Source organism: Devosia sp. A369, assembly GCF_054489345.1.
In genome coordinates this window covers 49,409-73,977 of record NZ_JBTMWV010000003.1, presented here as the reverse complement: position 1 = coordinate 73,977, position 24,569 = coordinate 49,409, and the positions used below count along the sequence as shown (strand labels likewise).

The 24,569-nt window shown below is 63.3% G+C and carries 24 protein-coding genes; 17 read left to right on the top strand and 7 right to left on the bottom strand.

Translation table 11 applies throughout. The features are described from left to right. The first annotated feature begins 54 nt into the window (after positions 1-54). From ACX3OZ_RS05555 to ACX3OZ_RS05525, 7 genes are all read left to right on the top strand, one after another. On the top strand, positions 55-1,119 hold the full coding sequence (locus tag ACX3OZ_RS05555; RefSeq protein ID WP_459104099.1) for a LacI family DNA-binding transcriptional regulator: 1,065 nt from the start codon (positions 55-57) through the stop codon (positions 1,117-1,119). A 111-nt stretch (positions 1,120-1,230) separates the two neighbouring features. Then, entirely contained in the window at positions 1,231-2,286 is a 1,056-nt protein-coding gene (locus tag ACX3OZ_RS05550; RefSeq protein ID WP_459103989.1) for an ABC transporter substrate-binding protein, read from the top strand. Positions 2,287-2,360: 74 nt separating this feature from the next. Further along, positions 2,361-3,182 (top strand): ATP-binding cassette domain-containing protein, encoded by an 822-nt coding sequence (locus ACX3OZ_RS05545; RefSeq protein WP_459103988.1) that lies wholly within the window; start codon positions 2,361-2,363, stop codon positions 3,180-3,182. Then, the gene (locus ACX3OZ_RS05540; RefSeq protein ID WP_459103987.1) at positions 3,179-4,432 is read left to right on the top strand and encodes a sugar ABC transporter permease; all 1,254 of its coding nucleotides are present in this window, start codon (positions 3,179-3,181) and stop codon (positions 4,430-4,432) included. Before ACX3OZ_RS05545 ends, ACX3OZ_RS05540 begins: the two co-directional genes overlap by 4 nt. A gap of 26 nt (positions 4,433-4,458) precedes the next feature. Then, complete coding sequence (locus ACX3OZ_RS05535; RefSeq protein WP_459103986.1) at positions 4,459-5,187, top strand: SDR family oxidoreductase; 729 nt, start codon at positions 4,459-4,461, stop codon at positions 5,185-5,187. Further along, a complete protein-coding gene (locus ACX3OZ_RS05530; RefSeq protein ID WP_459103985.1) occupies positions 5,184-6,821 on the top strand; it encodes an FGGY-family carbohydrate kinase in 1,638 nt (545 codons plus the stop codon). Before ACX3OZ_RS05535 ends, ACX3OZ_RS05530 begins: the two co-directional genes overlap by 4 nt. A 34-nt stretch (positions 6,822-6,855) precedes the next feature. Beyond that, positions 6,856-7,704 (top strand): sugar phosphate isomerase/epimerase family protein, encoded by an 849-nt coding sequence (locus ACX3OZ_RS05525; RefSeq protein ID WP_459103984.1) that lies wholly within the window; start codon positions 6,856-6,858, stop codon positions 7,702-7,704. Between the two features lie 417 nt (positions 7,705-8,121). On the opposite strand, the gene ACX3OZ_RS05520 is transcribed toward ACX3OZ_RS05525, so the two are convergent. Both ACX3OZ_RS05520 and rpmB read right to left on the bottom strand, forming a co-directional pair. After that, positions 8,122-8,757: a VUT family protein gene (locus tag ACX3OZ_RS05520; protein ID WP_459093778.1), complete on the bottom strand. Its 636-nt coding sequence runs from the start codon at positions 8,755-8,757 to the stop codon at positions 8,122-8,124. Positions 8,758-8,956: 199 nt separating this feature from the next. Then, a complete protein-coding gene (gene rpmB, locus ACX3OZ_RS05515; RefSeq protein WP_459093777.1) occupies positions 8,957-9,247 on the bottom strand; it encodes a 50S ribosomal protein L28 in 291 nt (96 codons plus the stop codon). A 219-nt stretch (positions 9,248-9,466) separates the two neighbouring features. Between rpmB and ACX3OZ_RS05510 the strand changes: the two genes are divergently transcribed. The 6 genes from ACX3OZ_RS05510 to ACX3OZ_RS05485 all read left to right on the top strand — a co-directional run bounded on the left by ACX3OZ_RS05510 (position 9,467) and on the right by ACX3OZ_RS05485 (position 16,748). Then, complete coding sequence (locus tag ACX3OZ_RS05510; protein ID WP_459093776.1) at positions 9,467-10,249, top strand: DUF3108 domain-containing protein; 783 nt, start codon at positions 9,467-9,469, stop codon at positions 10,247-10,249. Positions 10,250-11,252: 1,003 nt separating this feature from the next. Continuing rightward, the gene (locus tag ACX3OZ_RS05505) at positions 11,253-14,327 is read left to right on the top strand and encodes a helicase-related protein (protein ID WP_459103983.1); all 3,075 of its coding nucleotides are present in this window, start codon (positions 11,253-11,255) and stop codon (positions 14,325-14,327) included. A gap of 3 nt (positions 14,328-14,330) precedes the next feature. Next, positions 14,331-14,744, top strand: a complete 414-nt coding sequence (locus ACX3OZ_RS05500; RefSeq protein WP_459093774.1) for an RNA-binding S4 domain-containing protein — start codon at positions 14,331-14,333, stop codon at positions 14,742-14,744. 40 nt (positions 14,745-14,784) lie between these two features. Continuing rightward, positions 14,785-15,279, top strand: a complete 495-nt coding sequence (locus ACX3OZ_RS05495; RefSeq protein ID WP_459093773.1) for a GNAT family N-acetyltransferase — start codon at positions 14,785-14,787, stop codon at positions 15,277-15,279. Between the two features lie 136 nt (positions 15,280-15,415). Continuing rightward, complete coding sequence (gene fdxA, locus ACX3OZ_RS05490) at positions 15,416-15,754, top strand: ferredoxin FdxA (RefSeq protein ID WP_459093772.1); 339 nt, start codon at positions 15,416-15,418, stop codon at positions 15,752-15,754. Between the two features lie 415 nt (positions 15,755-16,169). Continuing rightward, entirely contained in the window at positions 16,170-16,748 is a 579-nt protein-coding gene (locus ACX3OZ_RS05485) for a CarD family transcriptional regulator (protein WP_459093771.1), read from the top strand. A gap of 70 nt (positions 16,749-16,818) precedes the next feature. Here the strand turns inward: ACX3OZ_RS05485 and ACX3OZ_RS05480 are convergent, their stop codons facing one another. Beyond that, positions 16,819-17,646, bottom strand: coding sequence for an SAM-dependent methyltransferase (locus ACX3OZ_RS05480; protein ID WP_459093770.1), 828 nt, complete (start codon positions 17,644-17,646; stop codon positions 16,819-16,821). A gap of 104 nt (positions 17,647-17,750) precedes the next feature. Here ACX3OZ_RS05480 and ACX3OZ_RS05475 point away from each other — a divergent pair, with 104 nt between their 5' ends. The 4 genes from ACX3OZ_RS05475 to ACX3OZ_RS05460 are packed head-to-tail and all read left to right on the top strand — an operon-like array spanning position 17,751 to position 20,107. Continuing rightward, positions 17,751-18,488 (top strand): ComF family protein, encoded by a 738-nt coding sequence (locus ACX3OZ_RS05475; RefSeq protein WP_459093769.1) that lies wholly within the window; start codon positions 17,751-17,753, stop codon positions 18,486-18,488. A gap of 35 nt (positions 18,489-18,523) precedes the next feature. Next, on the top strand, positions 18,524-18,778 hold the full coding sequence (grxC, locus tag ACX3OZ_RS05470; protein ID WP_459093768.1) for a glutaredoxin 3: 255 nt from the start codon (positions 18,524-18,526) through the stop codon (positions 18,776-18,778). A gap of 18 nt (positions 18,779-18,796) precedes the next feature. After that, on the top strand, positions 18,797-19,627 hold the full coding sequence (locus ACX3OZ_RS05465) for a carbon-nitrogen hydrolase family protein (RefSeq protein WP_459103982.1): 831 nt from the start codon (positions 18,797-18,799) through the stop codon (positions 19,625-19,627). A gap of 57 nt (positions 19,628-19,684) precedes the next feature. Next, positions 19,685-20,107, top strand: a complete 423-nt coding sequence (locus ACX3OZ_RS05460) for a DUF1178 family protein (protein WP_459103981.1) — start codon at positions 19,685-19,687, stop codon at positions 20,105-20,107. A 42-nt stretch (positions 20,108-20,149) separates the two neighbouring features. Here the strand turns inward: ACX3OZ_RS05460 and ACX3OZ_RS05455 are convergent, their stop codons facing one another. The 4 genes from ACX3OZ_RS05455 to ACX3OZ_RS05440 all read right to left on the bottom strand — a co-directional run bounded on the left by ACX3OZ_RS05455 (position 20,150) and on the right by ACX3OZ_RS05440 (position 24,415). Then, positions 20,150-20,629, bottom strand: a complete 480-nt coding sequence (locus tag ACX3OZ_RS05455) for a Ros/MucR family transcriptional regulator (protein WP_459093765.1) — start codon at positions 20,627-20,629, stop codon at positions 20,150-20,152. Positions 20,630-20,832: 203 nt separating this feature from the next. Next, positions 20,833-21,645, bottom strand: a complete 813-nt coding sequence (locus ACX3OZ_RS05450; protein ID WP_459093764.1) for an SH3 domain-containing protein — start codon at positions 21,643-21,645, stop codon at positions 20,833-20,835. A gap of 2 nt (positions 21,646-21,647) precedes the next feature. Continuing rightward, entirely contained in the window at positions 21,648-23,405 is a 1,758-nt protein-coding gene (locus ACX3OZ_RS05445; RefSeq protein ID WP_459103980.1) for a vWA domain-containing protein, read from the bottom strand. A gap of 26 nt (positions 23,406-23,431) precedes the next feature. Further along, the gene (locus ACX3OZ_RS05440; protein ID WP_459103979.1) at positions 23,432-24,415 is read right to left on the bottom strand and encodes a hypothetical protein; all 984 of its coding nucleotides are present in this window, start codon (positions 24,413-24,415) and stop codon (positions 23,432-23,434) included. Positions 24,416-24,569 lie beyond the last annotated feature (154 nt).

Below are 24,569 nucleotides of genomic sequence, written 5' to 3'. Positions count from 1 at the left end.
TACGTAAATCGTTTTGCGTTTCCGGATCAACGGGACCTACTGGGAGATTGAGAAATCAAACGCGCTATCACCATCAAGGATGTCGCCAAGCGTGCGGACGTGTCCGCCGCCACGGTCTCGAACGTCCTCGCTGGCGATAAACCCGTCCGGTCGGCATCTCGTGAACGGGTGATGAAGGCGGTCGATGAGCTTAACTACAGAGTGAACCCGGTTGCCTCATACCTGCGCACCGGACGATCGCGGATCGTCTGCGCGGTTGTGCCTTCTCTTGAAAACCCGTTCTTTCCCACCATCCTGGCGGCGGTCGAGGCGCAGTGCCAAAAGGATGGTTACGAACTAATCGTGGCCAGTTCGGACAATCAGCCGGAGATCGAGGCGGCCCGGATTGGCGCTCTCCTGCAATGGAAACCGGCCGGTTTTATCGTGATCCCTTGTTCGGGAGAATTCGCCATCCGCAAACAGATCGAGGATGCCCGGGTGGCGTTGGTCTTTGCCGACCGCTCGCCGGATGGGGCGCCTTGCGATTTTGTCGAAATCGACAATGTGGCCGCCGGCGAGGCCGCCGCGCGCCACCTGGTCGAACTTGGCCACAGCCGGATCACGGTCTGCGCACCCTCACTCGAAGTCCGCAATTTGAGGGAGCGCATCCAGGGCATCGCCCAGGTGCTGGCGGAACTCGGCGCCGAGCCCGCTATCGTCCAAACCGGGTTTGGCAGCGGACTTGAGACGCTGCCCGCCGAGGTCGAAGGGCCCCTGGCCGATGCCACGGCCATAATTGCATTGATGAACACCACAACGCTGCAAGTTCTTGCTGCGTTGAACCGGGCCGGACGCTCGGTTCCCGAGGAGGTTTCGCTGGTGGGCTTCGATGACTATCCGTGGATGCCCGTGGCGCGACCTTCGGTTACCGCCATCCGTCAGCCGGTCGGAGAAATCGGTCGTCTGGCGTGGACCCAATTACATGAGAGGATCAAGGGCGCCGACGGCGATGTCGTCCATCGGCGATTACCGGTGGAACTCATCGTGCGGGAATCAACAGCATTTCCCCCAGACGCGAGCAACCGGGCCGCGGCCGCCAGGCCGCTGGCTGAAATCGGCCCACTTGCAGGGGGGCGTTGAGCACGCAGGCAAAAAACGTGGCGAGCCGCACCCCGGCCACTCCACGCAAAAATCCCGCCGGAGCAACCGGCAGGAGCATAGAGGCAGACTTAATCACAATGGGAGGACTACATGACTAGAAGTTTGATCGGAACCGCCCTGGCGACCGCTCTTGTCGGCACCCTGATGGCAACGCCTGCATTCGCGCAGGCAGAGGGTGCCACGGTGGCATTCCTCATGCCTGACCAGGGCTCGACCCGTTATGAGGAGCATGACTGGCCGGGCTTCAAGGCCGAAATGGAGAAGCTGTGCGCGAGTTGCACGCTGATCTATCAGAATGCCACGGCCGATGTCGCGCTGCAGCAGCAGCAGTTCAACTCGGCCATGACGCAGGGTGCCACCGTGATCGTGCTTGACCCGGTCGACTCCTCGGCTGCTGCCTCGCTGGTTCAGCAAGCGCATGCCCAAGGTGTGAAGGTCATCGCCTATGATCGGCCGATCCCGGACATGCCGGCTGACTACTATGTCTCGTTCGACAATGAGGGTATCGGCCGTGCGATCGCACAGTCGCTCGTTGACCACCTCAAGGCCAAAGGTGTTCCCGAGGGCTCGGGCGTGATCCAGATCAATGGCTCGCCCACCGACGCGGCTGCCGGCCTCATCCGGGATGGCATCGACTCGGCGCTTGATGCGTCCGGATACGTCACTCTGGCGGAATTCGACACGCCGGACTGGCAGCCCTCCGAAGCCCAGCAGTGGGCCGCGGGTCAGGTCACGCGCTTCGGCGACCAGATCGTGGGCGTAGCGGCGGCCAACGACGGGACCGCCGGCGGCGCCATCGCGGCCTTCAAGGCGGCAGGTGTGGACCCAGTGCCACCGGTCACGGGCAACGACGCGGTCACTGCGGCGTTGCAGCTGATCATCTCGGGCGATCAATACAACACCATTTCCAAGCCGTCAGAGATCGTTGCTGCGGCTGCGGCCAATGTGGCGTTCAAGCTGCTCAACGGAGAGACCCCCGAGGCCAAAACCACCCTCTACGAGACGCCTTCCGAACTTTTCGTCCCGGTTGTGGTGACGCGCGAGAACATTAAGGCGGAGATCTTTGACTCAAAGATCGCCAGCGCCGACGATGTCTGCACCGGCGAGTATGTGGATGGTTGCCGCGAACTCGGCATCATTCAGTAAGGCCTGCCGCAACGTGCCCGCCCGGTCTTCATGGCCGGGCGGCTATGGGTAAAGCACCTGAAAGGTCGACCAGCATGTCCCAGATATCAGACACCGCCCCAGCCCGGGGTGCCCCCGTGCTCAGTCTGCGCGGGATATCGAAGAATTTTGGCGCCGTCTCGGCGCTGACAGACATCGAATTGGACGTCCATGCTGGCGAGGTCGTGGCGCTGGTCGGCGACAACGGCGCCGGCAAGTCGACGCTGGTCAAGATACTGGCCGGCGTGCACCAGCAGAGTGCCGGCACGATCCAGTTCGGTGGGCGCGAGGTCGCGCTGAGCGACCCCGCATCGGCCCTCGACCTCGGCATCGCCACTGTGTTCCAGGATCTGGCGCTGTGCGAGAACCTCGATGTCGTCGCCAATATTTTCCTCGGCCGCGAGAAAGACCCGTGGCGCCTCGATGAGGTGGCCATGGAGGTACGCGCCTGGACGCTGCTCAATGAACTTTCGGCCCGCATCCCATCGGTGCGCGAGCCGGTTGCCTCGCTCTCGGGCGGCCAGCGTCAGACCGTGGCCATTGCCCGTTCGCTCCTGCTTGAGCCCAAGTTGATCATGCTCGACGAGCCCACCGCAGCGCTCGGTGTTGCCCAGACCGCAGAGGTGCTGAACCTGATCGAGCGGGTGCGTGACCGCGGGCTGGGTGTGATCATGATTAGCCATAATATGGAAGACGTGCTGGCCGTGGCCGATCGCATCGTGGTGCTTCGGCTCGGGCGCAACAGTGGCGTGTTCACACCCGACGCCTCCAATCAGGAACTGGTTGCTGCCATCACCGGCGCTACCGAAAACTCAGTCTCACGGCGCATGCGAAACAAGCGCGCAGTACCTACCATGGCACAGGAGGCACCGCTATGAGCCAGGATCAGGTGAATACCCCGCCACCGGCGCTCGATCGCGGCGACACGCGGGTACGACACGACAAGGGCATCGGCGGCGCCATTCGCAGCTTCTTCGCGCGCGTGCGTTCCGGCGATTTGGGCATGCTTCCGGTAGCCGTTGGGCTTGTGGTCATTTCGGTCGTGTTCACGGCCCTCAATCCGGTATTCCTCGCGCCCAATAACTTGGTGAACCTGCTGTTTGACTGCGCCACGGTTGGCATCATTTCACTCGGCGTTGTTTGCGTTCTGATGCTGGGCGAGATCGATCTCTCTGTGGGCTCGATGAGCGGCCTGGCCTCGGCGTTGTTTGGGGCGCTGTGGGTCAGTCAGGGTTGGCCGGTGGAAGTGGCGATCGGCGTTGCACTGCTCGCGGGCGTGTTGATGGGCTGGCTCTATGCGCTGCTCTACAACCATTTGGGGATGCCCAGCTTCGTCGCGACACTGGCAGGACTGCTCGCATTGCTTGGCCTGCAACTCTACATCCTGGGCAATGCCGGTTCGATCAACCTGCCGTTCAAATCCTCCCTGGTGATGTTCGGTCAGATTTTGATGATGCCGGCATGGCTATCCTATGTGTTGGGGCTGCTTCCCGGCCTGTTCACCATCGGCATCGGGTTCGCTGCAATCCGGCGCCGCCGCGCCGCGAACCTCAGCACCGGGGGGGTGAGCGGCGTCGTTTTCAAGGCGATCGCGCTGACTGTCGTCATTGAAGCCGCCGTTTATTATCTCAATCTGGGGCGTGGCGTGCCGTGGATGTTCGGCCTCTTCGTCGCCCTGGTGGTGGTGATGGACTATGCCTTCACCCGAACCAAGTGGGGGCGCTCGATGCGCGCGGTCGGTGGCAACAAGGAAGCAGCCCGTCGCGCCGGTATCAATGTGCGTCGGATCTACACCAGTGCTTTCATCTTGTGCTCGACCTTTGCGGCGCTGGGCGGGGTACTTGCGGCGTCTCGCCTCGCCTCGTCCAGCCAGCAGGCCGGCACCGGCGACGTCAACCTCAATGCCATTGCCGCGGCGGTCATCGGCGGCACCAGCCTGTTCGGGGGCCGCGGCAGCGCCTATTCGGCCCTACTCGGCATCATTGTCATCCAGGCCATCGCCAACGGCCTGACCCTGCTCAATCTCAGCTCCTCGTTACGGTACATGATCACCGGGGCGGTATTGGCACTGGCGGTTATCGTCGATTCGCTGGCGCGGCAGTCGCGCGCGTCCCATGGGCGCGCCTAAAACCAACAATCGGAGTAGAGCTGAAGATGAGTGATAAACTGGGCGGCAAGGTCGCCGCGGTTACCGGGGCGGCGTCAGGCATTGGCCTTGAATGCGCCCGGGCCATGCTGAATGCCGGAGCAACAGTCGTTCTCGTTGACCGGGCCGGAGACAAGCTGAACCAGCTCTGCACCGCACTGGGCTCGCGCGCCATTCCGGTGGTGATCGACCTGCTGGATCCGGCAAGCGTCGCGACCATGATGCCGCAAATCCTAGAGAAGGCCGGCGGCCTCGACATCTTCCATGCCAATGCCGGTTCGTATGTCGGCGGCGAGGTCATCGATGGTGACCCTGACGCCTGGGACAGGATGCTGAACCTCAACATCAATGCCGTATTCCGGACCATCCACGCGGTGCTACCGCATATGGTGGAAAGGCGCACCGGCGACATTATCGTCACCAGTTCGGTGGCAGGTGTCATTCCGGTGGTCTGGGAGCCGATCTACACCGCCTCCAAGCATGCGGTGCAGGCCTTTGTCCACACCGTCCGGCGGCAGGTCTCCAAGCATGGCATCCGCGTCGGTGCTGTTCTGCCCGGTCCCGTGGTGACGGCCCTGCTCGACGATTGGCCGCAGGCAAAGATGGACGAGGCGCTGGCGAACGGTAGCCTGATGCAGCCCAAGGAGGTCGCCGAAGCAGTGCTGTTCATGCTGACGCGGCCGCGCAACATTGTCATCCGCGATCTCACCATCCTGCCAGTCAGCCTGGATCTATGAGCCAGGTCGGCCAACCATCTGCCCGGGGCAGCGTCATCGGTGTCGATGTCGGCACCGGCAGCGCGCGGGCTGGTGTCTTTGACTTCGCGGGACAGCTACTGGCTTCCGCCAAGCGCCCGATCTCCATCTGGCACGAAGCGGGAGATGTTGTCGAACAGTCGAGTGACCAGATTTGGCAAGCCGTGGCCGAGAGCGTGCGCGAGGCACTGCAGCTTTCGCAATTGACGTCCGACGATATCGCGGGGATCGGCTTTGATGCCACGTGCTCGCTCGTTGCCGTCAAGGCTGATGGCGCGCCCGTATCGGTGAGCCTTTCGGGCGATCCAGCACGCAACGTCATGGTCTGGATGGACCACCGCGCGGCCGGCGAGGCCGAGGAGATCAACGCGGGGGGGCACGAGGTGCTGCGCTATGTCGGCGGGCGCATCTCGCCGGAGATGGAAACGCCGAAGCTGCTGTGGCTTAAGCGAAACCTGCCGGCCGCCTTTGCTGCCACCGATCATTTCTTCGATCTCGCGGACTATCTGAGCTGGCGCGCGTCCGGCTCGTCGGCGCGCTCGATCTGCACTGTGACCTGCAAGTGGACCTATCTCGCCCACGAGCGCCGCTGGGACCCGCTTTATTTCGAAGCCATTGGCCTGGGCGAACTGGTCGAAGAGGGGTTCACCCGCATTGGCACTGAAATGGTGGAGCCGGGGGCGGCTTTAGGCTACGGGCTCACCGCCCAGGCGGCCATTGATCTGGGCCTTGCCGAGGGAACCCCGGTCGCGGCGTCCCTGATCGATGCCCATGCCGGCGGAGTTGGTACGCTGGGCGCAAATGTCGAGGGTGCGCCGGCGGATGTCGGCGCCCGCCTGGCTTATATCTTTGGCACTTCGGCCTGCTCCATGGCATCGGCCCCCCAGCCCGTTTTCGTGCCTGGCGTCTGGGGACCCTATTTCTCGGCGATGGTGCCCGGCCTGTGGCTGAACGAGGGTGGCCAGTCGGCAGCGGGTGCGGCTATTGACCATCTCGTGACCCTGCATCCTGCGGCGCCCGAGGTGGCCGCTCTTGCTGCGACAGAGGATATCTCGCCGGTGGAATGGCTCGACCGGGAAGCTTCACGGATGGCACCATCCCTCGCGCGCGCTGTTGAACTTGCTGGTAATATCCATGTGGTGCCGGAATTCCTGGGCAATCGTTCGCCCTTTGCCGATCCAGATGCCCGGGCGGTGATCGCCGGCCTAGGCCTGGAGCGGAATGTGGCGAGCCTCGTTGCCCTCTATGTTGCGGGGCTTTCGGGGGTCGGCTACGGCCTCCGGCAGCTGCTCGATCGGTTCGCAACGAATGGCATAGCAATATCAACGATCATGGTAAGCGGCGGCGCCGCGCGCAGCGCACTAGTCTGCCAGGTCCTGGCCGATGCGACGGGCGTGGCGGTCGCCGTTCCAGCAACACCCGAACCGGTGCTGCTGGGCTCGGCGATGCTGGCCACGGTTGCAGCAAAGCGCCATGGCAGCGTGAGCGAGGCCATGCAGGCTATGTCCGGTCCCGCCACGCTGTTCACGCCCGCCGACTCACATGGCGCCGCGTTGCATCGGCAGCGTTATCGCGCCTTCGAGGCGCTGCAGGCTGCGGCACGACAGATTAGCTAAAACCGGGGCCTACAAAGTACGAAAGGGACGAACAATGCAGGGTTTTGGCGTTCACACCAGCATGTGGACTATGAACTGGGACCGCGCGGGGGCAGAACGGACGATTCCGGCCGCCGCCGCCTACGGTATGGACTTCATCGAGATCGCGCTGCTGAACCCGGGAGATGTCGATGCCTCGCATACGCGGGCGCTGCTTGACGCCCATGGATTGCGCGCGGTCTGCTCGCTGGGCCTGCCGGAAAATGCTTGGCCGTCCATGGCCCCCGAGGCCGGCATTGCCCACCTTAAACTGGCCATGGACGTGACCGCCAGCATGGGTGCCGAGGCGCTGTCGGGCGTGACCTATGGCGGCATAGGGCAACGGTCCGGCTTTCCTCCAACCGCCCAAGAATACGACAATGTCGCTCGCGCGTTGGAAGCGGCTGCCAAATATGCCAGGCAATTGGGCATTGCCTTCGGCATCGAGCCGGTAAACCGCTACGAGAACCACCTGATCAACACCGCTGCCCAGGCCAGGTGGATGATCGAGAAGGTGGGAGAAGACAACATCTTCATCCATCTCGACACCTATCACATGAATATCGAAGAAAAGGGCGTTGGCAACGGCATTATCGATGCCGGCGATTTGCTGCGCTATATCCATATGTCTGAATCTGATCGCGGTACGCCAGGCGAGGGAACCTGCAACTGGGACGAGATCTACGCGACGCTTGCTGCCATCGGGTACAAGGGTGGAATCGCCATGGAGAGCTTCATAAACATGCCGCCCGAACTCGCTCATGGTCTCGCCGTATGGCGTCCCGTTGCCAATAGCTTCGAGGAGGTGATGGATAGGGGGCTTCCATTCCTGCGCAACAAGGCCAGGCAGTACCGGTTGCTTTGAGGGCGCAAAACCCAGGTAGTTGAGCACAATTGCACGATCCCGCCATCATGTGATTCGATGGTTTAGCGGGCCAGTCGGCCCGTTAAACCCTACACCGATTAGCATTCTGTTGCTCGAGAGGACCTGTTGGCACAACACTGGCGTAGTCGATGTGCCGCGAAACTCACCATGGTCTTCCTGCCATCCCGACCCCGAACCCGGTCGAAAATGCTTGGCAGTATCTACGCGCCAACTGGCTCTCCACCTAAGTTTTCGAAACCTACCACGCCATTGTTGATGCCACCTGCCACCCCAGTTTCATCCCTCACTTGTGCATAACAAGATGCAGTGTTATGCCTTTCGGTAGCAGCGTAACCTATTGATATTGCTAAGGTGAATGGCCAAATTTCTCCCTCAAGGGGAGAGGGGGAGTTTAGCCTAAGCCGCTACGGCCCCACGCCCGGCCAGCCAGCTGCGCAGGGTCTTGTAGGGCGCCAGCATCAGTACGGCGAGCACCAGCTTGACCAGGAAGTCACCCAGCCCCAGCGAGACCCACAGCTCCACCTCGGGCCCGACGCCGAGCAGCGGGGCGGGGAAGGCTAGGGAGCCATCCTCGCGGCCGAACAGCGTGTCCAGCGCCACGAAAGCGGGGGCCATGGCCAGCGAGAAGAAGATCACCGTGTCGAGCGCCGAGCTGACCAGCGAGGAAAACATCGGCGCCTGCCACCAGGCGCCATGACGCAGGCGGTGGAAGATGGAAATATCGAGGAACTGGGCGCAGAGGAAGGCCGTGCCCGAGGCAATGGCGATGCGCGGCGTGGCGAGCCAGATCGACAGGACCACCGCCACGGCGAAACCGGCCAGCACCACGAGGCGCGCCCGGGCCGGGCCGAAGGCGCGGTTGGTCAGGTCGGTGACCAGAAAGGCCACCGGATAGGTGAAGGCACCCCAGGTGAGGATATCGCCGACATGGATGCCGCCGAGCTGAACATCGACCGGGAACTGAACGAGAAAATTGGACGCGGCAACAACCGCGACCATGGCGGCCACGGCCGTCATGAAGCGAGCAAGCATCAGAATGCACCTCTGTTAGCGCCGACCGGCAACAGACCGGAGCGCAGTGTTATGCGGGGACCTATAGCCCCCCAGGCGTCGTTCGTCACCCTCGGCTTTGATCCGAGAGTGCTTCGGCCGGTGCGAATGCAGCGGGCCAAATAAAAAACCGCGCGGGGCATTACCCCACGCGGTTCAAATTCGATAGCTGGCCGGTCGCTTAAGCGTTGGCGGCGAGCGTGGCGCGAATTTCCTTCTTGATGCCGGCAGCCAGCGTCGACAGCGTGTCGTCGCTCTGCTTGAGCAGGAAGGCGTCGAGACCACCGCGGTGTTCGACGGTGCGGAGTGCCGCAGCCGAGATGCGCAGCTTGATCGAGCGACCGAGCGCGTCCGAAATCAGCGTGACGTTCACCAGGTTCGGCAGGAACCGGCGGCGGGTGCGGTTAAGAGCGTGGGAGACGTTGTTGCCAACCATTACGCCCTTGCCAGTCAATTCACAGCGACGTGCCATTTGGAGATATCCTATTTGTGTAAAGGTCCTGCGTGGCGGACAATGCCGCGACGGGCCTCGATTGTTATGAGATCTGGCGTGTCTCTAGAGAAAATGGCCGCCGCAGTCAAGGCAAGCGGGGCTCAAACGCCCGCGAGCGCCTTGCATGGGCCATGGTGCGCAGGCAGTTTTGTTCAAATCACTGATTCGCGCCGCCCCCGCCCCCAGAGACCAGCCGCCTTGATCCAGTCCCGTTTCGCTCCCCTGGCCGCGCTGGCCGTTTTGTTCACGTTTCCGGTCGCGGCCGCCGAGGTCGATGCCACGGCACGCTATGTCATGACGCTGGGCGGCATCAATATTGCCGCCATGAATGTCGATCTCAAGGATGATGGCCGGGCCTATACGCTCGATCTGTCGGCCAATGTGGCGGGGCTGGGCACGCTGGTGGCCAGCGGCACCGCCAACGCCACCTCGGTGGGCAAGTCCTCAGGCAGCACCTTGCTGGCCGACAAATTCAACCTGCAGACCCGCGCCAATGGCGACAGCTTCACGGTCGACGTGACCTTCGCCGGCAAGGATGTCTCCTCCTTCAAGGTCGAGCCGCCGATCCTGGATAATTATGACCGGGTGCCGCTGGAACGCCGCCACCTGACCGGGGTGGCCGATTTCCTGTCTTCCTTCGTGCTCAAGGGCAAGGCGCTCGACAAGAGCCTGTGCCAGCGCCAGGCCAAGATTTTCACCGGCGTCGAGCGCTTCAATATCGCCATGAGCTATGCCGGCGAGGACAAGGCCACGTCGCCCCGCACCGGCTATCAGGGGCCGGTGGTGCTGTGCACGGTGTCGTATCAGCCGGTGTCGGGCCATTTCACCAGCTCGGACATCACCACCTATCTGGCCAATAGCGACCGCATCATCATCTGGTACGCCCCGTTGGGCGAGACCGGCTATTTCATCCCATATCGCGTGCTGCTCGGCACCAATATGGGCGATCTGTCGATGGTGCTGACCAGCCTGACCCAATAGGTCCCGTCCCGCTTCGGGACGGTCAACGGCTTTATTACCAATTTTGCCCCGCCATAGTGGCTGCGGCCGTGGCCATAGAGGTTAACGGCCGCCGGCCGGGCGCGGATTTTCGCGCAATGTTCTGCTCACAAACGGGCAGAATCGGCCGAAATTAACCCTTTTCTAACCAAGGTGAACCGGTTTGCGCCGTGCCGGCGCCGGCGCGACGTCATTTCGACCCCTCTTGTGTCCCAGCCCGCTCCCGCCACCACATCTGGCCGTGAACAAACCCGCATTTTGCCTGTTCGCCCGATTCTGTCCCTGTTCGTTCCCGGTTTGGTTCGATGGTGAACGGAGCGGCGGATGGGCGGGCGATTGTGTCCAGATATGGGAATGGTGATGACCCCCGATCTCGCAGTCGACACCCTCCCCCTTGCGGGGAGGGATCAAGGGTGGGGGTGAGTCACGGGCACGGCGCTTGCGGCGAGATACCCCCACCCGGCTCGATCACGGACTTAGCGAAGGGCTAAGTCCTATCTCGCTGTCCCTCCCCGCAAGGGGGAGGGTGGGCCGACTGCGCGTGCGGTAGAATTGCCCCCGCCTGTCCCACTCCGGCACGGTCAATTGCCTGTTTCCTCAATTTGCGTCGCGCCGCCCCATAGCCGCCGCACCCCGCGTCATAAATCTGCCAAAAATCTTTGCCAGACAAGGATTTACCGCGCGTTTACTTTTGCCCGTTTCCGGCCGAAATTAACCTGCCGGTAACCAAGCTGAACGGATTTTTGGCTGTTTCCCGGTCGCAGCCCCGATTTCGCCATCCTCTGGTGTCCGAAGCCGCTGCCGCTACCACTGCTAGCCGTGAACGAAACCAGATTCTGTGAGTCGCGCCGATTCGGTGCCGTTTCGTTCCCTGCTTGTTCCTGCCGTTAACCGGCGTGGCAAAAGGGTCGCAAAGCCTGTCCTTTCTTGGGACAAACGCCGGACCATCTCGCAACCGCCATCGTGACCGCCTACATTGTCGGCAATGACTTTCGCGCCCCCTCAGTCGGTCAAGGCGATTCTTGGCCCCACCAATACCGGCAAGACCTATTTTGCCATCGAGCGCATGCTGGCCCATCCCACCGGGATGATCGGCCTGCCGCTGCGTTTGCTGGCGCGCGAGGTGTATCAGCGCTGCGTCGAGCGGGTGGGCGAGGGCGCGGTGGCGCTGGTGACCGGCGAGGAGCGCATCGTGCCGGCGCGGCCGCGCTTCTGGGTCTGCACCGTCGAAGCCATGCCGATGGATATCCGCGTCGATTGCGTCGCCATCGACGAAATCCAGACCGCCACCGATTTCGACCGCGGCCATGTGTTTACCGACCGCATCCTGCATGCGCGCGGCAGCAGCGAAACCCTGCTGCTCGGCGCCGCCACCATGGAGCCGGTGATCCGCCGGCTATTGCCGCATTGCGAAATCATCGACCGGCCCCGGTTTTCCCACCTGACCTATGCCGGGTCGAAGAAAATCTCGCGCCAGCCCGAACGCAGTGCCATCGTCGCCTTCTCGGCGCGGCAGGTCTATGCCATCGCCGAATTGATCCGGCGCGAGCGCGGCGGCGCCGCCGTGGTGATGGGGGCGCTCAGCCCGCGCACCCGCAATGCCCAGGTGGAACTGTATCAGAATGGCGATGTGGATTTTCTGGTCGCCACCGATGCCATCGGCATGGGGCTGAACCTCGATATCCACCATGTCGCCTTTGCCGATGACAGCAAATTCGATGGCCATACCAGCCGTCCGCTGACCCCGGCCGAGCTGGGCCAGATCGCCGGCCGTGCCGGTCGCCATGCCCGCAATGGCACCTTTGGCGTCACCGGCGGCACCGAGGGATTCGATGAAGAAATGGTCGTGGCGCTCGAAACCCACGACTTCGCTCCGGTAAAAGTGCTGCAATGGCGCAACAATCAGCTGGATTTCAGCTCCATCGATGCGTTGCGCTATAGCCTCGAAGCCACCCCCGACCACCGCAGTCTGACCAGGGTGCCGATTGCCAAGGATCAGCATGCCCTCGAGTTCGTTGCCCGCAATGAGGCGGGTAAGCTGGCCCGGGGCCTCGATGGGGCGCGCCTGCTGTGGGAGTGCTGCCAAATCCCTGATTATCAAGGGATTTCGCCGGCCAATCATGGAGAAATCGTCACCCGAATTTACTCGGATTTAGTCAAGCGCGGCAAGGTTGACGCGGACTGGATTGCCGAGCAGGTGCGCTTTTGCGACAATGCGAGCGGCGATATTGACACTTTAAGCAACCGGATCAAGCAGATCCGCACATGGACCTTCGTCGCGAACCGCAAAAACTGGCTTGCAGACCCCGCACATTGGCGCGAAAAGACCCGGGATATTGAAGATCGGCTGAGTGACGCGCTGCATGAGCGTTTAACCCAGCGGTTCGTCGACCGGCGCACCAGCGTGCTGCTTCGTCACCTGAAAGACAAACGTATGGCATCTCCCGAGATCAATGAGCGTGGCGAAGTGCGGCTGGAAGGCCATCTCATCGGCACGCTTGAAGGCTTCCGCTTCACCATCGCCCGAAATGACGGCGATGCCGACATCAAGGGGCTGCGCGCGGCGGCCGACCATGTGGTGGCCCCCGAGATCGCCAATCGGGCCGACCGGCTGGCCGGCGCGCCCAATGAAGAATTCGTGCTGGCCACTGATGGTCGCCTGCGCTGGAAGGGCGACATCGTCGCCGAGCTGATCGAGGGCGATGCGCTGTATCGTCCGCGCATCCTGCTGCTGGCCGATGAGGGCCTCACCGGCACCGATCTTGAGCGCGTGCAGGATCGCCTCAGCCTCTGGCTGCGCCACCACATCAATACCGTGCTCGAAGGCGTCATGGCGCTGGAAGCCCCGACCGACCTCGAAGGTCCGGCGCGCGGCATCGCCTATCAGCTGTTTGAGCATCTCGGCCTGATCCCCCGCAGCCAGGTGGCTGAAGAGGTCAAGACGCTCGATCAGGACGTGCGCGGCAAGCTGCGCAAGCTCGGCGTCAAGTTCGGCGCCTATCACATCTATCTGCCGCTCTCGCTCAAGCCCGCCCCACGCGAGCTGGCGGTGATACTGTTCGCGCTCCAGAATGGCGGCGTGCGCCAGGCCGGCGTCACCGACATTCCGCATATCGTGCTGAGCGGCCGCACCAGCTTCGTGGTCGATCCCGAAGTCGATACCCGCCTCTATGAAGTCGCTGGCTTCAAGGTGGCCGGCAAGCGTGCCGTGCGCGTCGATATTCTCGAACGCCTCGCCGATATCATCCGCCCGCTGATCGCGCTCGATCCGACCCGCCATCAGGGCGAGTTGCCGGCTGGCGCCGCCGAAGGCAATGGCTTCCGAGTCACCGTGGAAATGACCTCGCTGCTGGGTTGCTCGGGCGAAGATTTCGCCTCGATCCTCAATTCGCTGGGTTATCGCGTCAAGCGCACCCCCAAGGTGGCGGCGCCGGCTGTTGCTGAAGTTGCCGCCGAGGCAAGCGCGCCGGTTGATGCCGAGGCGACCGCTTCGACCGAAACCGTCGACGCCGCTCCGGCCGAAGACGTAGCGCCGGTCGAGACTGCTGCTGTCGAAGCAGCGGCCCCGGTCGAGGAAACTGCTCCCGCAGTCGAAGCCGAAGCCGAAGCCGAAGCTGCGCCGGAGACGGTCGAAGCCACACCGGCCGAGGCTGTTGAAGCTGTCGAGTCGACCGAATCGGCTGAACCCGCCGTGCCTGCCGAACCCGAATTCGACGAAATCTGGTCGCCTGCCGGCAAGCGGCAGGAGCATAAGCGCCACGACGGCCGTCGTCGTCCCGAGGGCGAGGCGCAGCAGACGCGCTCGCGTCCCGAGCGCAATCAGCGCCCGTCCGCGCCGCGTCGCCCCGAGGGTGAAGTGCAGGACCTCGCCAAGGCCCAGCATCTCAATCCGCGCCCCAAATTCGAGGGCAAGGGCCGCAATGACAATCGCCGTCCGGCCGACCAGCAGGGCGATCGCGCCCGTTTCGAGCGGCCTGTGGAAGTGCGCAAGGAAAAGGCTTTCGATCCCGACAGCCCCTTCGCCAAGCTGATGGCGCTCAAGGCGCCCAAGGGCCAGTAGCGCTTGGCAGGGAGTGTTGAACCCGTTCGCAAGGAACGACTCGACAAATTCCTGTTCTTTTCGCGGGCGCTGAAATCGCGCACGCTGGCGCAAAAGCTCATCGAAACCGGCGCCATCCGCGTCAATTCCGAACGCACCATCCGCTCCGACCTCAAGGTCGGGGCGGGCGATGTGCTGACCATGAGCCTGCATAGTCGCATCCTGGTCTGGCGCATTCTCGATTGCGGGACCAGGCGCGGCCCGGCCGCCGAAGCCCAGGCGCTCTACGAAGACCTATCGCCCCCGGTGCTGCCCAAGGCCGAGCAGTCGCCCTACGAAGCCGCCATCGCCCCCCGCGCCGAAGGCAGCGGCCGGCCGACCAAGAAGGAACGGCGGGAGACCGACAAGTTGCGTGGTGGGGATGATGGTAATGATTGAGTCTTTCTTCACCTCTCCCCCAAGGGAGAGGTGAAGAAAGATGATCCCCACGCTCACCACCTCGCGCCTCACGCTGCGCCCGCCGGTAATCGCCGATTTTCCTGCCTATGAAGCGCTGATGGCGTCGCCACGCGCGGTTTACATGGGTGGCCCGTATAACCGTTTCGCCGCCTGGGGCCTGTTCTGCCACGATATCGCCCAGTGGGAATTATTCGGCCACGGCGCGTTGATGGTCGACCTGACTGCTACCGGCGCCTGTGTCGGCCAGGTGGGCATCAATCACGGGCCGCTGTTTCCCGAACAGGAACTGGGCTGGCTGCTTTATGACGGGCATGAGGGGCACGGCTACGCTGCCGAAGCGGCGCGGGCGTTGCGCGATTGGGCGTTCACCGTGCGGGGTCTGTCGACGCTGGTCAGCTATATCGACGCCGGCAATCTTGCCTCCATCGCCGTGGCCGAACGGCTGGGAGCGGTGTGCGATCCGGCGGCGGCGCGGCAGGATCCGGAGGACCTGGTTTACCGCCATTCGCCGTGACGCGCCGACGCTGCCGGAATAGCTTTCCTGCTGGGGGCCTGCCTGCGCCAAAAGGTGCGCCTCTGCAGCCTTGCGGGGGGCACCAAAACGGGTTAGCACCGGACCTGTTGAGACCTGCCCGGACTGCCGCCCCGAGATGACCTACATCGTCACCGACAATTGCATCGCCTGTAAATACACCGATTGCGTGGAAGTGTGTCCGGTGGACTGCTTCTACGAAGGCGAGAACATGCTGGTGATCCACCCGGACGAGTGTATCGACTGCGGCGTCTGCGAGCCCGAATGCCCGGCCGAAGCCATCAAGCCCGATACCGAAAGCGGCTTGGATGAGTGGCTGGTGCTCAATACCAAGTTCGCCTCGCTCTGGCCCAATTTGACCGAGAGGCGCGATCCTCTGCCCGAGGCCAAGGAAAAAGACGGCGAAGACGGCAAGCTGGAGAAGTATTTCTCCGAAGCCCCCGGCGAAGGCGACTGAGTTTTCTGGCCGGCAGGCGGTTCGCCGCCGGCTTTGCTCGCGGTGCGCAGAACGCGGCCGGGCGCAAATTGTGGATAGGCTGTGGACAGCTCATCCGATCACCCTGGGCCTCAGCATCGCCCACTTGCGCGCTCGTCGCGCCACGGTGATTTACGACCTGATTCGTAGTTTTTGATTCTGCTGAAAATTTGTGCTATGGTCTTTTCAGATGCAGTTAAGCCCGTCACCCAGCCCGTGCCTTAAGGCACGATTTTTTTGACAACATCATTGGATGCATGTGCTCCGGGGAAAGCGGACCCGGGTGCCCATGGGGTTGTGCTGCGCGCAGCGTCCCGTCCGGACGTGAGGTAAGAGTAGGAGTGGACGATCCTTCCCGCAGGGAATTGTCCATTTTGGGGCGTCAACAAGGAGTTCCATGAATATGGTAGCCAAGAAGTCACAGCAGCGGCTTGGGTTCAAGACGGGCGAGTACGTGGTCTATCCGTCGCACGGCGTCGGCGTGATCGTCTCGATCGAGGAACAAGAAGTCGCTGGGATGACCCTTGAGTTGTTCGTCATCAGCTTCGAGCAGGACAAACTGACCCTGCGCGTTCCTGTCGCCAAGATCAAGTCCGTTGGCATGCGCAAGCTCGCCGAGGAGACACTGGTCGATCAGGCGCTGGTCACCGTTACCGGTCGCGCCCGCGTCAAGCGCACCATGTGGTCGCGTCGTGCCCAGGAATACGAAGCCAAGATCAATTCGGGCGATCTCATCGCCATCGCTGAAGTTGTGCGCGACCTCTATCGCTCCGACGACCAGCCTGAGCAGTCCTATTCGGAACGCCAGCTGTTCGAACAGGCAATGGACCGCATGAGCCGCGAAATCGGTGCCGTCAACAAGCTGACGCTGACCGAAGCCGTCCAGCTCATCGAGAAGAATCTGGCCAAGTCGCCCAAGCGCACCAAGGCCGACGCGACTGAAGCCGCCGAGACCGACGAGGAAGCGGCCGCCTAAGCGTCGCCCTCCGCAAAATTCTGAAAAGAGGCCGGTAGCAATACCGGCCTTTTTTGTGTCCGCGCTGACGCTAACCGCGCAGCACGTCCTTGAGCCGCGTGGTGGCGCTGCCGGGGCGCAGCGGCTGTTGCTGGCTTTCATGCGGCGCCCAGCCCGAGAGCCAGATGATTTCGAGGGTGGCCCGGATGCGGCCATCGGGATCGCTGTCGCGCGCGGCATAGGCTTGCGCCGCTGCGCTGAGCAGGGCCGGGCTTGCCAGCCGTTTCGAGCGGTCGATCAAGGGGTTGGCGGCCCCCAGCGCCTTGAGTTCGGCCATCAGCGCAAACGGGGTCGCATAGCGCACGATATGGGTTTCGACATCGGCCACCGGCAGCGCCAGCCCGACCCGCTGCAGCAGCGCCCCAGCGTCGCGCACCTGGATCATCGGCGCCACCCTGGCCGACGCGCCGCCGAACACCTCGGCATCGGCTGCGAGAAAGGCTTCGCGCAGCTCGGTCAGCGTCTCCCCGCCCAGCGCCGCAAGCATCAGCAATCCATCGGGTTCCAGCCGGGCGCGCAGCCGCGCCAGATAGCCCGGCACATCATTGACCACCTGCAGATGCAGCAGCGAGACGATGAGGTTGAACTTGCTCCCGTCATCCGGGGGAATGCCATCATCGCCGGCAAAGGCGGCATGGCGCTCGAACTGGATTTCGGCGCTGGCCGACCGGGTCGTCACGGGCAGCAACTCGACATCGGGGCCGATGATCATGGCCTTGGGAAAGTCACGGATCAGCGCGCTCAGCCGGTCGTCGAGATCGGCCAGCACCAGCTCGGTGACAAAATCGCCGATGGTCTGTCGCCGGGCCAGATGGCGGGCAATCAGCGCGGTATCGAAGATGGCGGGCGACTGGCTCATGATGGACTTGCGGCCGGTTGGGGAGATAACGCAGTATCTGCCTTATGGAGAGCGCCGGGGAGCTTGTCAAAAGCGGGGGCTGGCGTCGCCGCCTGGGCCTAGGCGTGCGGCGCGCCGGCAGCGTGTTGCTCGATCTGGTCTATCCCCCGGTCTGCCTCAGCTGCGATGCCCCGACCGCCAACCCAGACTGCCTGTGTGCCCAGTGTTTCCAGGGCTTGCGGCCGATCACGGCGCCGCTATGTCCCCGCCTCGGCCTGCCATTTGATGCCGATCCCGGGCCCGGCGCGCTGTCGGTGGAAGCCATTGCCGATCCGCCCCCGTTTGGCCGCGCCCGCTCGGCGGTGGTCTATACTGAGGTGGCGCGCAGCATCGTCTCGCGCCTCAAATATGGCGACCGGCCCGAGTTGGCCCGCTTCTGCGCCCGGCTGATGGCCGGGGCCGGGCATGAGCTGTGGGCGGATAATCCGATATTGGTGCCGATCCCGCTGCATAAGGCGCGGCAGCGCCAGCGGCGCTATAACCAATCGAGTGAACTGGCGCAGGCGCTGGGGCAATTGACCGGGCTTGGGGTCGATCCGAGCCTGGTCCGGCGCAGCCGCAACACCAGGCAGCAGGTGGGTTTGAGTGGCGATGGCCGGCAGCGCAATGTCGCCGGCGCCTTCGCCGCTGACCCCGAAATCCTGCTGCGCGCCGGCGGCAGGCGGATCGTGCTGGTCGACGATGTCTATACCACGGGCGCCACCACCAAGGCGGCGGCGCGCAGCCTGCTCAAGGCCGGCGTCACGGCGGTCGATGTCGTGAGTTTTGCCCGAGTTGTCATTGGCGCCGACTTGCCCATATAAGGGACAAACATCTTGTCTTCATTGGAGAAAATGTGATGGCCAAGATCGAGATCTACACCACGCCGACCTGCCCTTATTGCCACGCCGCCAAGTCGCTGCTGGCCGACAAGGGCGCCGACTATACCGAGATCAGCGTGCTCGACCCGGCCCTGCGCGAGGCGATGACGACGCGCGCCCATGGACGGCGCACCGTGCCGCAAATCTTCATCGATGACGCCCATATCGGCGGCTATGACGATATGGCGGCGCTCGATCGCCGGGGCGGGCTCGACCCGTTGCTGGCAGCCTAATCGGTCAGGATATAAATCATGAAAATCGCTGCCATCCAGATGCGCTCGGGCCTTGATCCCGAAGCCAATCTCGCTGCGCTTGAGCCGATGCTGGCCGATGCCGCCGCCCAGGGCGCGAGCTATGTGCTGACCCCGGAAGTCACGGTGATTTTCCCCGAGAGTCGCGAGCAGCTGACCAGCGTCGCTGCGCCGTTCGAAGACCATCCGCAATTGCGGCGCATCGGCGAACTGGCCAAGCAGCATGCCATGCATATCCATATCGGCTCACTGGCGGTGCCGCTGCCCGATGGGCGTTTCGCCAATCGCTCGGTGCTGTTCGGGCCGGACGGAGCGATCACGGCGACCTATGACAAGATCCATTTGTTCGACGCCAATATTGCCGGGCTCAACGCCTATCGCGAAAGCGCCACCTATGCCGGTGGCGAGGCTGCGGTGGTGGCGCCGGTCGGCGAGTTCACGCTCGGCATGAGCATCTGCTACGACATGCGCTTCCCCAGCCTGTTCAATACCCTGGCCAATGCCGGGGCCAATCTGCTGGCGGTGCCGGCGGCCTTCACCGTGCCGACGGGGCAGGCGCATTGGCATGTGCTGCTGCGCGCCCGGGCCATTGAAACCGGCTCCTATGTGATCGCGGCGGCGCAGGGCGGCAAGCATCCCAATGGGCGGGCGACCTATGGCCATTCGCTGGTCATCGACCCCTGGGGGCGGATTGTCGCCGAGCTGGCCCATGACGAGCCGGGGGTGTTGTTGGCCGAGATCACCCCGGAACTGGTTACGGAGGCGCGTGAGCGCATCCCGGCGCTGGCCAATGCCCGCAGCTTCGCTCCTCCTGGGCCGTTGCAGGTCTAGCCTGACGCCCTATATGCTTATGCAACGAGCCATCGGGGCTCCTGAAACGATAGTGCCGTGATCCAGTATTCGCTCCATTGCGCCCAAGGCCACCAGTTCGACGCCTGGTTCAAGAACGCTGCGGCGTTCGATGAACAGCAGGCGCGTGGCATTGTGACCTGTGCGGTATGTGGCGATGGCAGCATCGAAAAGGCGCTGATGGCGCCGGCCGTGGCGCGCCGCGACACGCAAAAACTGGCCTTGAGCCCGACGCCGGCCGAGGCGGCCAAATTCCGCGAAATGCTGCGGGCCTATCGGCAGCAGGTCACCAGCCAGGCGGATTATGTCGGCGACAATTTTGCCGAAGAGGCGCGCAAAATCCATTTCGAGGAAGTGGAAGCGCGCGGCATCTATGGCGAGGCGACGCGCGACGAAGTGGCGGGCCTGCTCGATGACGGCATCGACTTCCTGCCGCTGCCCGACGTCGCCGACGACAATTAACGCGGCATTGCCGGCGGGTGTTCAGACCGCCGGCTCAGATGATTACTGAAACTTCAGCCCCAGCTTCTTGCGCTTGGCAGGGCCGGGCACGACCTCGAGCACCGGCGCTGCGGGGGAGCGGCCGAGCCCATTGGCCTTGGCCAGCGCCGACCGCGTCGCCGAATAGGCGGGCGCCGTCATCGGATAGTCCTGCGGCAGGTTCCATTTCTCGCGATACTGCTCGGGCGTCAGATTGTGATGCGACGCCAGATGCCGCTTGAGCGACTTGAACTTCTTGCCGTCCTCGAGACAGATCAGCGCTTCGGGCGTGACCGATTTCTTGATGGGCACAGCCGGGGTCAGTTCGACGACCGGCTCGATCACCTCGCCCTGTTGCTGCAACAGCAGCGCAGCGTGCGTGTCAGTGATGAGGCCGACCAAGTCCGTGGGGCTGACGGCATTGTTGCTCACATAAGCCGCAACGATCTCGGTCGTCAGGTCCAGCAGGTGCAGGTTGTCGGAAGTGTTTTCCGTCTCGTTCATGTCTATCCACCGTTGTATCCAGCTCCGCTTACGAACAACGGCGCGGCCATGCAATGCGACTTATGGTATCGCGTTGTGGCGCTTTAGTACAACTGGGTGGTTGGAAAGATCAGCTTAGACTTTCGCCGGCCCCTCGCCTCGTGATCATTTGGGGCGAGAGCGCCGGCAAAACAGTGCTGATGCCTATACGGTTGGGGCACGCGCTAGGGCAGGGACCAACCATCATGCTCGATGCGGAATACGCGCAAGGGCGCGCGCGCCCGTTCGGTGTCGGCCCGCAGATAGAACACCGCGCGCTGCGGCTGGCCGAAATTGGTGAAGTCGACATTGATAGTGATCATGCCGCGAAACATGGGCTGATCGGGATCGGGGGTCGGCTCGCCGATAGCGCCATCGAAGTCCTGGGCGCCGTAGAGCGGATGCGCGCCAATATCGCCGGAGGCGAGCCAAGCCACAATATCGTTGGTGAAGTAGTGGTGCGACACTGACGGGTCAAACGCGCTGGGCAGGTTGCTGTTCTCGGACTGGAACTGGCGCTCGTAGATTTCGCGCACCAGATCCGTCGCCTGATCGACCGGGTCGATATTGGGATCGGGTGCGTAAGGCTCGGTTGCCGGTGGCGCGGCAGGCGCCGTCGCCGGTGTTACGGTCAGCGTCTCGGCATTATCAGGGGTGATATAGTGCTGCGCCACCCAACCGGCCTTGCGCATCGCAGCATCGCGCATCAGGCACCAGCGCTGCGGCAGGGAAGCAATCTCGGTCTCACTCATCGCCATGAAATGGGCTGCCGTGTAAAACGGCACGCAGGTGATCTGCTGCAGCCCACGCTCATAGTCGGCAAAAGTTTCGATCACCGGATAGTTGGTGCCCGGCCCCATCCTTGCGTTGAGCACCTCGCCAACGCGCACATTGGTGACGCGCCAGCTATCCGGCCCGTGACCGTCAATCTCGGCATGCGCCGCTGGCGCCATGGCGCCGAGGAAGACGACGGCCAGCGCTGCCTTAAACCACGCCATGATCACTGTACCTCCACAATGGCTCGGCCGAGCACGGCGCGGCCACTGACATCGAGGTAACGCACCTCATAGCGGCCGGCTTCGGCTGGCAGTTTCAGCTCCAGCGTGGTGTCCGCGCCGATTTTATGCGCGCTGATCCAGCTGAAATCGGCCTGCTCCGCCCGCGCCAGTGCAATGCGCTGGTCGGCACTATCGGCCCCGCCGCTCCACGACACGGTGATGGTGCTGCCGGCCGCGCCCTGCGCCGGCACGGTCAGGCTGGCGCCATCATCCAGCGCCGCATCCGCGTCCACCACTTCCAGCGGATAGCTGGCCAAAGTCCGCCTTCCTTCATTGAGGATATAGCGCACCTCATACAGCCCGGTTTCGGCGGGCGCCTTGAGATCGGCCTGCAGCTTGTCATGCACGCGGACATATTGGGCATAGCTGCCTTCATCAGCGCCGGCCGGCACGATGGTCACCAGGTCGTTGGGATGTACCGATGACGACCAGCTCACCCGCACCGGCGTCTCGGCCCGGACCAGAGCTGGCCCGCCAATGCCCACTTCGGCTTCGACCACTTCCACCGGAGCCGATGCCAGGGTGCGCCGGCCTTCATTGAGGATATAGCGGACCTCATACAGCCCGGATTCGGCCGGAGCGACCAGCTGGTCCTGGCCGTTGTCATGTACCCGGACATAGGTGGCATAGCTGCCCTCATCGGCCCCGGCTGGAACGATGGTCACCAGGTCGTTGGGATGCACTGCTGCCGACCAGGAAACGGCAAAGCTGGCGCCGGTGGTGACCTGCTCCGGTGCGGCAATGCCGACTTCGGCCTCGACCACTTCCACGGGGGTCGATCCGAGCGTGCGCCGGCCCTCGTTGAGGATATAGCGGACCTCATAAAGTCCGGGGTCGGCCGGGGCGACCAGCTGGTCCTGGCGGTTGTCATGCACCCGGACATAGGTGGCATAGCTGCCTTCATCGGCCCCGGCCGGGACAATGGTCACCAGGTCATTGGCATCGACGATGTCCGACCACGCTACGGCAAAACTGGCGCCGGTGGTGACCTCGGCTGGCGCGGTCAGCTCAATTTCGGCCTCAAGCCGCGGTTCCGGCTCCGGCTCAGCCGGCGCGAGCGCCATGGGCTGCAAAGCCAGCACATCCTGCACCTGCGCCAGCGCGTCCTGCAATTCGGCGGCATTCTGGGCGGGGACAAAGATGCCGCCGGTATTGTCGGCAATGCAGGCCAATTGCGCATTGGACGCGTCGTCGAGATCGAAGCCGACCACATGGGCGGTGAATTTCACCCCCTGCCGGGACAATTGCTCGGCCAGCGCGCAGGGATCGGCCTGGCAGGTTTCCAGGCCGTCCGAGATCAGCACCACGGTGGCCGGATTATCGCGATAGGATAATAGGTCGGCGGCATGCTGCACCGCCGCCGAAATCGGCGTCTTGCCCTTGGGGCGGATGGCATTGACGGTGTCGATGAAGCTAGCGCGATCCAGCGGCCCCGGTTCGATCAGGGTCTCGATATCGCGGCAATCGCCTTCCGAGCGGTGGCCATAGGCCACCAGTCCCAGATTGGTCTCGGCCGACCAGCTCTGGACCAAATCCCCCATCACCTCGCGGGCGATCTCGAGCTTGCTGACGCCATCGATCTGGCCCCACATCGAGCCGGAGGCGTCATAGACGATCACCACATCATCGGCGGCCGAAGCCGTGGCGACAGGCGCCAGCAAGGCCAAAGCGGCGAACAAGGCTGCGTGTAGAGTTTTCATCATTGTCTCCTGGGCCCGAACCGGTGTCATGCCGGCCGCCAATCCTCGTTTGCCGGGGTTGCGCCGCCGGGCGCACCGATGGCGCGCGCCTTGAGCTTGCGGAATTTGTCCGACAGCTGTTCGAGCCGGGCTTCCCATTCGGGATTGGGCTGCTGGCCCTCGATGGTCTTGAAATAGACTTCCATCAGGCAGGTGATGGCGAAGGGCTCGAGCAGCGCCGCCTTGACGCTCCAGGCAAACAGCAGGGCAAACACCACGCCGCCAGCGGCCCAGGCGCCGGGCATCAGGTAAACCACTAGTGCCGCCGGGGCCAACATCACCAGAAACACCACAAAGCTCAGCAGATAGACGATCACCGCCAGCCAGGCGGCGTTTTTCAGCATCACCTTGTAGTTCTGCCCATACAGCACCAGCGCTTCCTGGGCCGAGGCCCAGGGATTGGTCGAGCGGGTGCGAATGGCGTGGGCGAGAATGACCTCGTCGATGAAGCCGACAGCGATTTTGAGGAAGGCATTGAGAATGCCCGACAGCTGCTGCATGCCGGGCAGCGGCAGGATCGACAGCACGCCGCGCATCAGCCCGGTAATGGCGCCGACCACCCCCTTGATCAGCTGATCGATGGCGAACAACACGCTGGCCTGGGCAAAGCGCTGCTGCACCACGGAGCTGGCATAGCTGATCTGGGATTTGCCCTCCGGCATCGGTTTGCCGTCGAGCAGTTCGACCAAAACGGCGATATGGCCGGCCTTGACGATGTAGAGGATATATTCGCGGGCCCAATACATGATGGCGCCGAACACGCCGAAGCCGACCGCACCGCCCCAGAAGGCCGTGCTGGCCTGAAACTCGCTATCGCCGAACATGCCGACGCCGTAACCGACCCCGGCCCCAGTGCCGGTGACCAGCACATAGCCAACGGCAATGCCGAAATACACCGCCATGCGCAAGACGATGAACGGCATGGTCCGCGCCATCAATCCCAGGGCGTTGCCCACGCTAAAGTCCCACATGCTTGTCTCCGGCCGCCGCAATCTGTTTTGCCGAGCCTAGCGGGGAGAGGCAGTGGGCGCCCCGTTCGTTTGGAGGGGGCGGTGAAGAAAACTCTGGCGCATAAGTATGCTATGGCTTGGTGAACCAGTGCGGCAATTGAGGGGGAGCGGTCTT

What these genes read in the sequence shown, in the direction of transcription:
- ACX3OZ_RS05550 (WP_459103989.1), top strand. Translation starts at nt 1,231, where the DNA reads ATGACTAGAAGTTTGATCGGAACCGCCCTGGCGACCGCTCTTGTCGGC.
- ACX3OZ_RS05545 (WP_459103988.1), top strand. Translation starts at nt 2,361, where the DNA reads ATGTCCCAGATATCAGACACCGCCCCAGCCCGGGGTGCCCCCGTGCTC.
- ACX3OZ_RS05540 (WP_459103987.1), top strand. Translation starts at nt 3,179, where the DNA reads ATGAGCCAGGATCAGGTGAATACCCCGCCACCGGCGCTCGATCGCGGC.
- ACX3OZ_RS05535 (WP_459103986.1), top strand. Translation starts at nt 4,459, where the DNA reads ATGAGTGATAAACTGGGCGGCAAGGTCGCCGCGGTTACCGGGGCGGCG.
- ACX3OZ_RS05530 (WP_459103985.1), top strand. Translation starts at nt 5,184, where the DNA reads ATGAGCCAGGTCGGCCAACCATCTGCCCGGGGCAGCGTCATCGGTGTC.
- ACX3OZ_RS05525 (WP_459103984.1), top strand. Translation starts at nt 6,856, where the DNA reads ATGCAGGGTTTTGGCGTTCACACCAGCATGTGGACTATGAACTGGGAC.
- ACX3OZ_RS05520 (WP_459093778.1), bottom strand. Translation starts at nt 8,757, where the DNA reads ATGCTTGCTCGCTTCATGACGGCCGTGGCCGCCATGGTCGCGGTTGTT.
- rpmB (WP_459093777.1), bottom strand. Translation starts at nt 9,247, where the DNA reads ATGGCACGTCGCTGTGAATTGACTGGCAAGGGCGTAATGGTTGGCAAC.
- ACX3OZ_RS05505 (WP_459103983.1), top strand. Translation starts at nt 11,253, where the DNA reads ATGACTTTCGCGCCCCCTCAGTCGGTCAAGGCGATTCTTGGCCCCACC.
- ACX3OZ_RS05495 (WP_459093773.1), top strand. Translation starts at nt 14,785, where the DNA reads ATGATCCCCACGCTCACCACCTCGCGCCTCACGCTGCGCCCGCCGGTA.
- fdxA (WP_459093772.1), top strand. Translation starts at nt 15,416, where the DNA reads ATGACCTACATCGTCACCGACAATTGCATCGCCTGTAAATACACCGAT.
- ACX3OZ_RS05485 (WP_459093771.1), top strand. Translation starts at nt 16,170, where the DNA reads ATGAATATGGTAGCCAAGAAGTCACAGCAGCGGCTTGGGTTCAAGACG.
- ACX3OZ_RS05480 (WP_459093770.1), bottom strand. Translation starts at nt 17,646, where the DNA reads ATGAGCCAGTCGCCCGCCATCTTCGATACCGCGCTGATTGCCCGCCAT.
- grxC (WP_459093768.1), top strand. Translation starts at nt 18,524, where the DNA reads ATGGCCAAGATCGAGATCTACACCACGCCGACCTGCCCTTATTGCCAC.
- ACX3OZ_RS05465 (WP_459103982.1), top strand. Translation starts at nt 18,797, where the DNA reads ATGAAAATCGCTGCCATCCAGATGCGCTCGGGCCTTGATCCCGAAGCC.
- ACX3OZ_RS05455 (WP_459093765.1), bottom strand. Translation starts at nt 20,629, where the DNA reads ATGAACGAGACGGAAAACACTTCCGACAACCTGCACCTGCTGGACCTG.
- ACX3OZ_RS05450 (WP_459093764.1), bottom strand. Translation starts at nt 21,645, where the DNA reads ATGGCGTGGTTTAAGGCAGCGCTGGCCGTCGTCTTCCTCGGCGCCATG.
- ACX3OZ_RS05445 (WP_459103980.1), bottom strand. Translation starts at nt 23,405, where the DNA reads ATGAAAACTCTACACGCAGCCTTGTTCGCCGCTTTGGCCTTGCTGGCG.
- ACX3OZ_RS05440 (WP_459103979.1), bottom strand. Translation starts at nt 24,415, where the DNA reads ATGTGGGACTTTAGCGTGGGCAACGCCCTGGGATTGATGGCGCGGACC.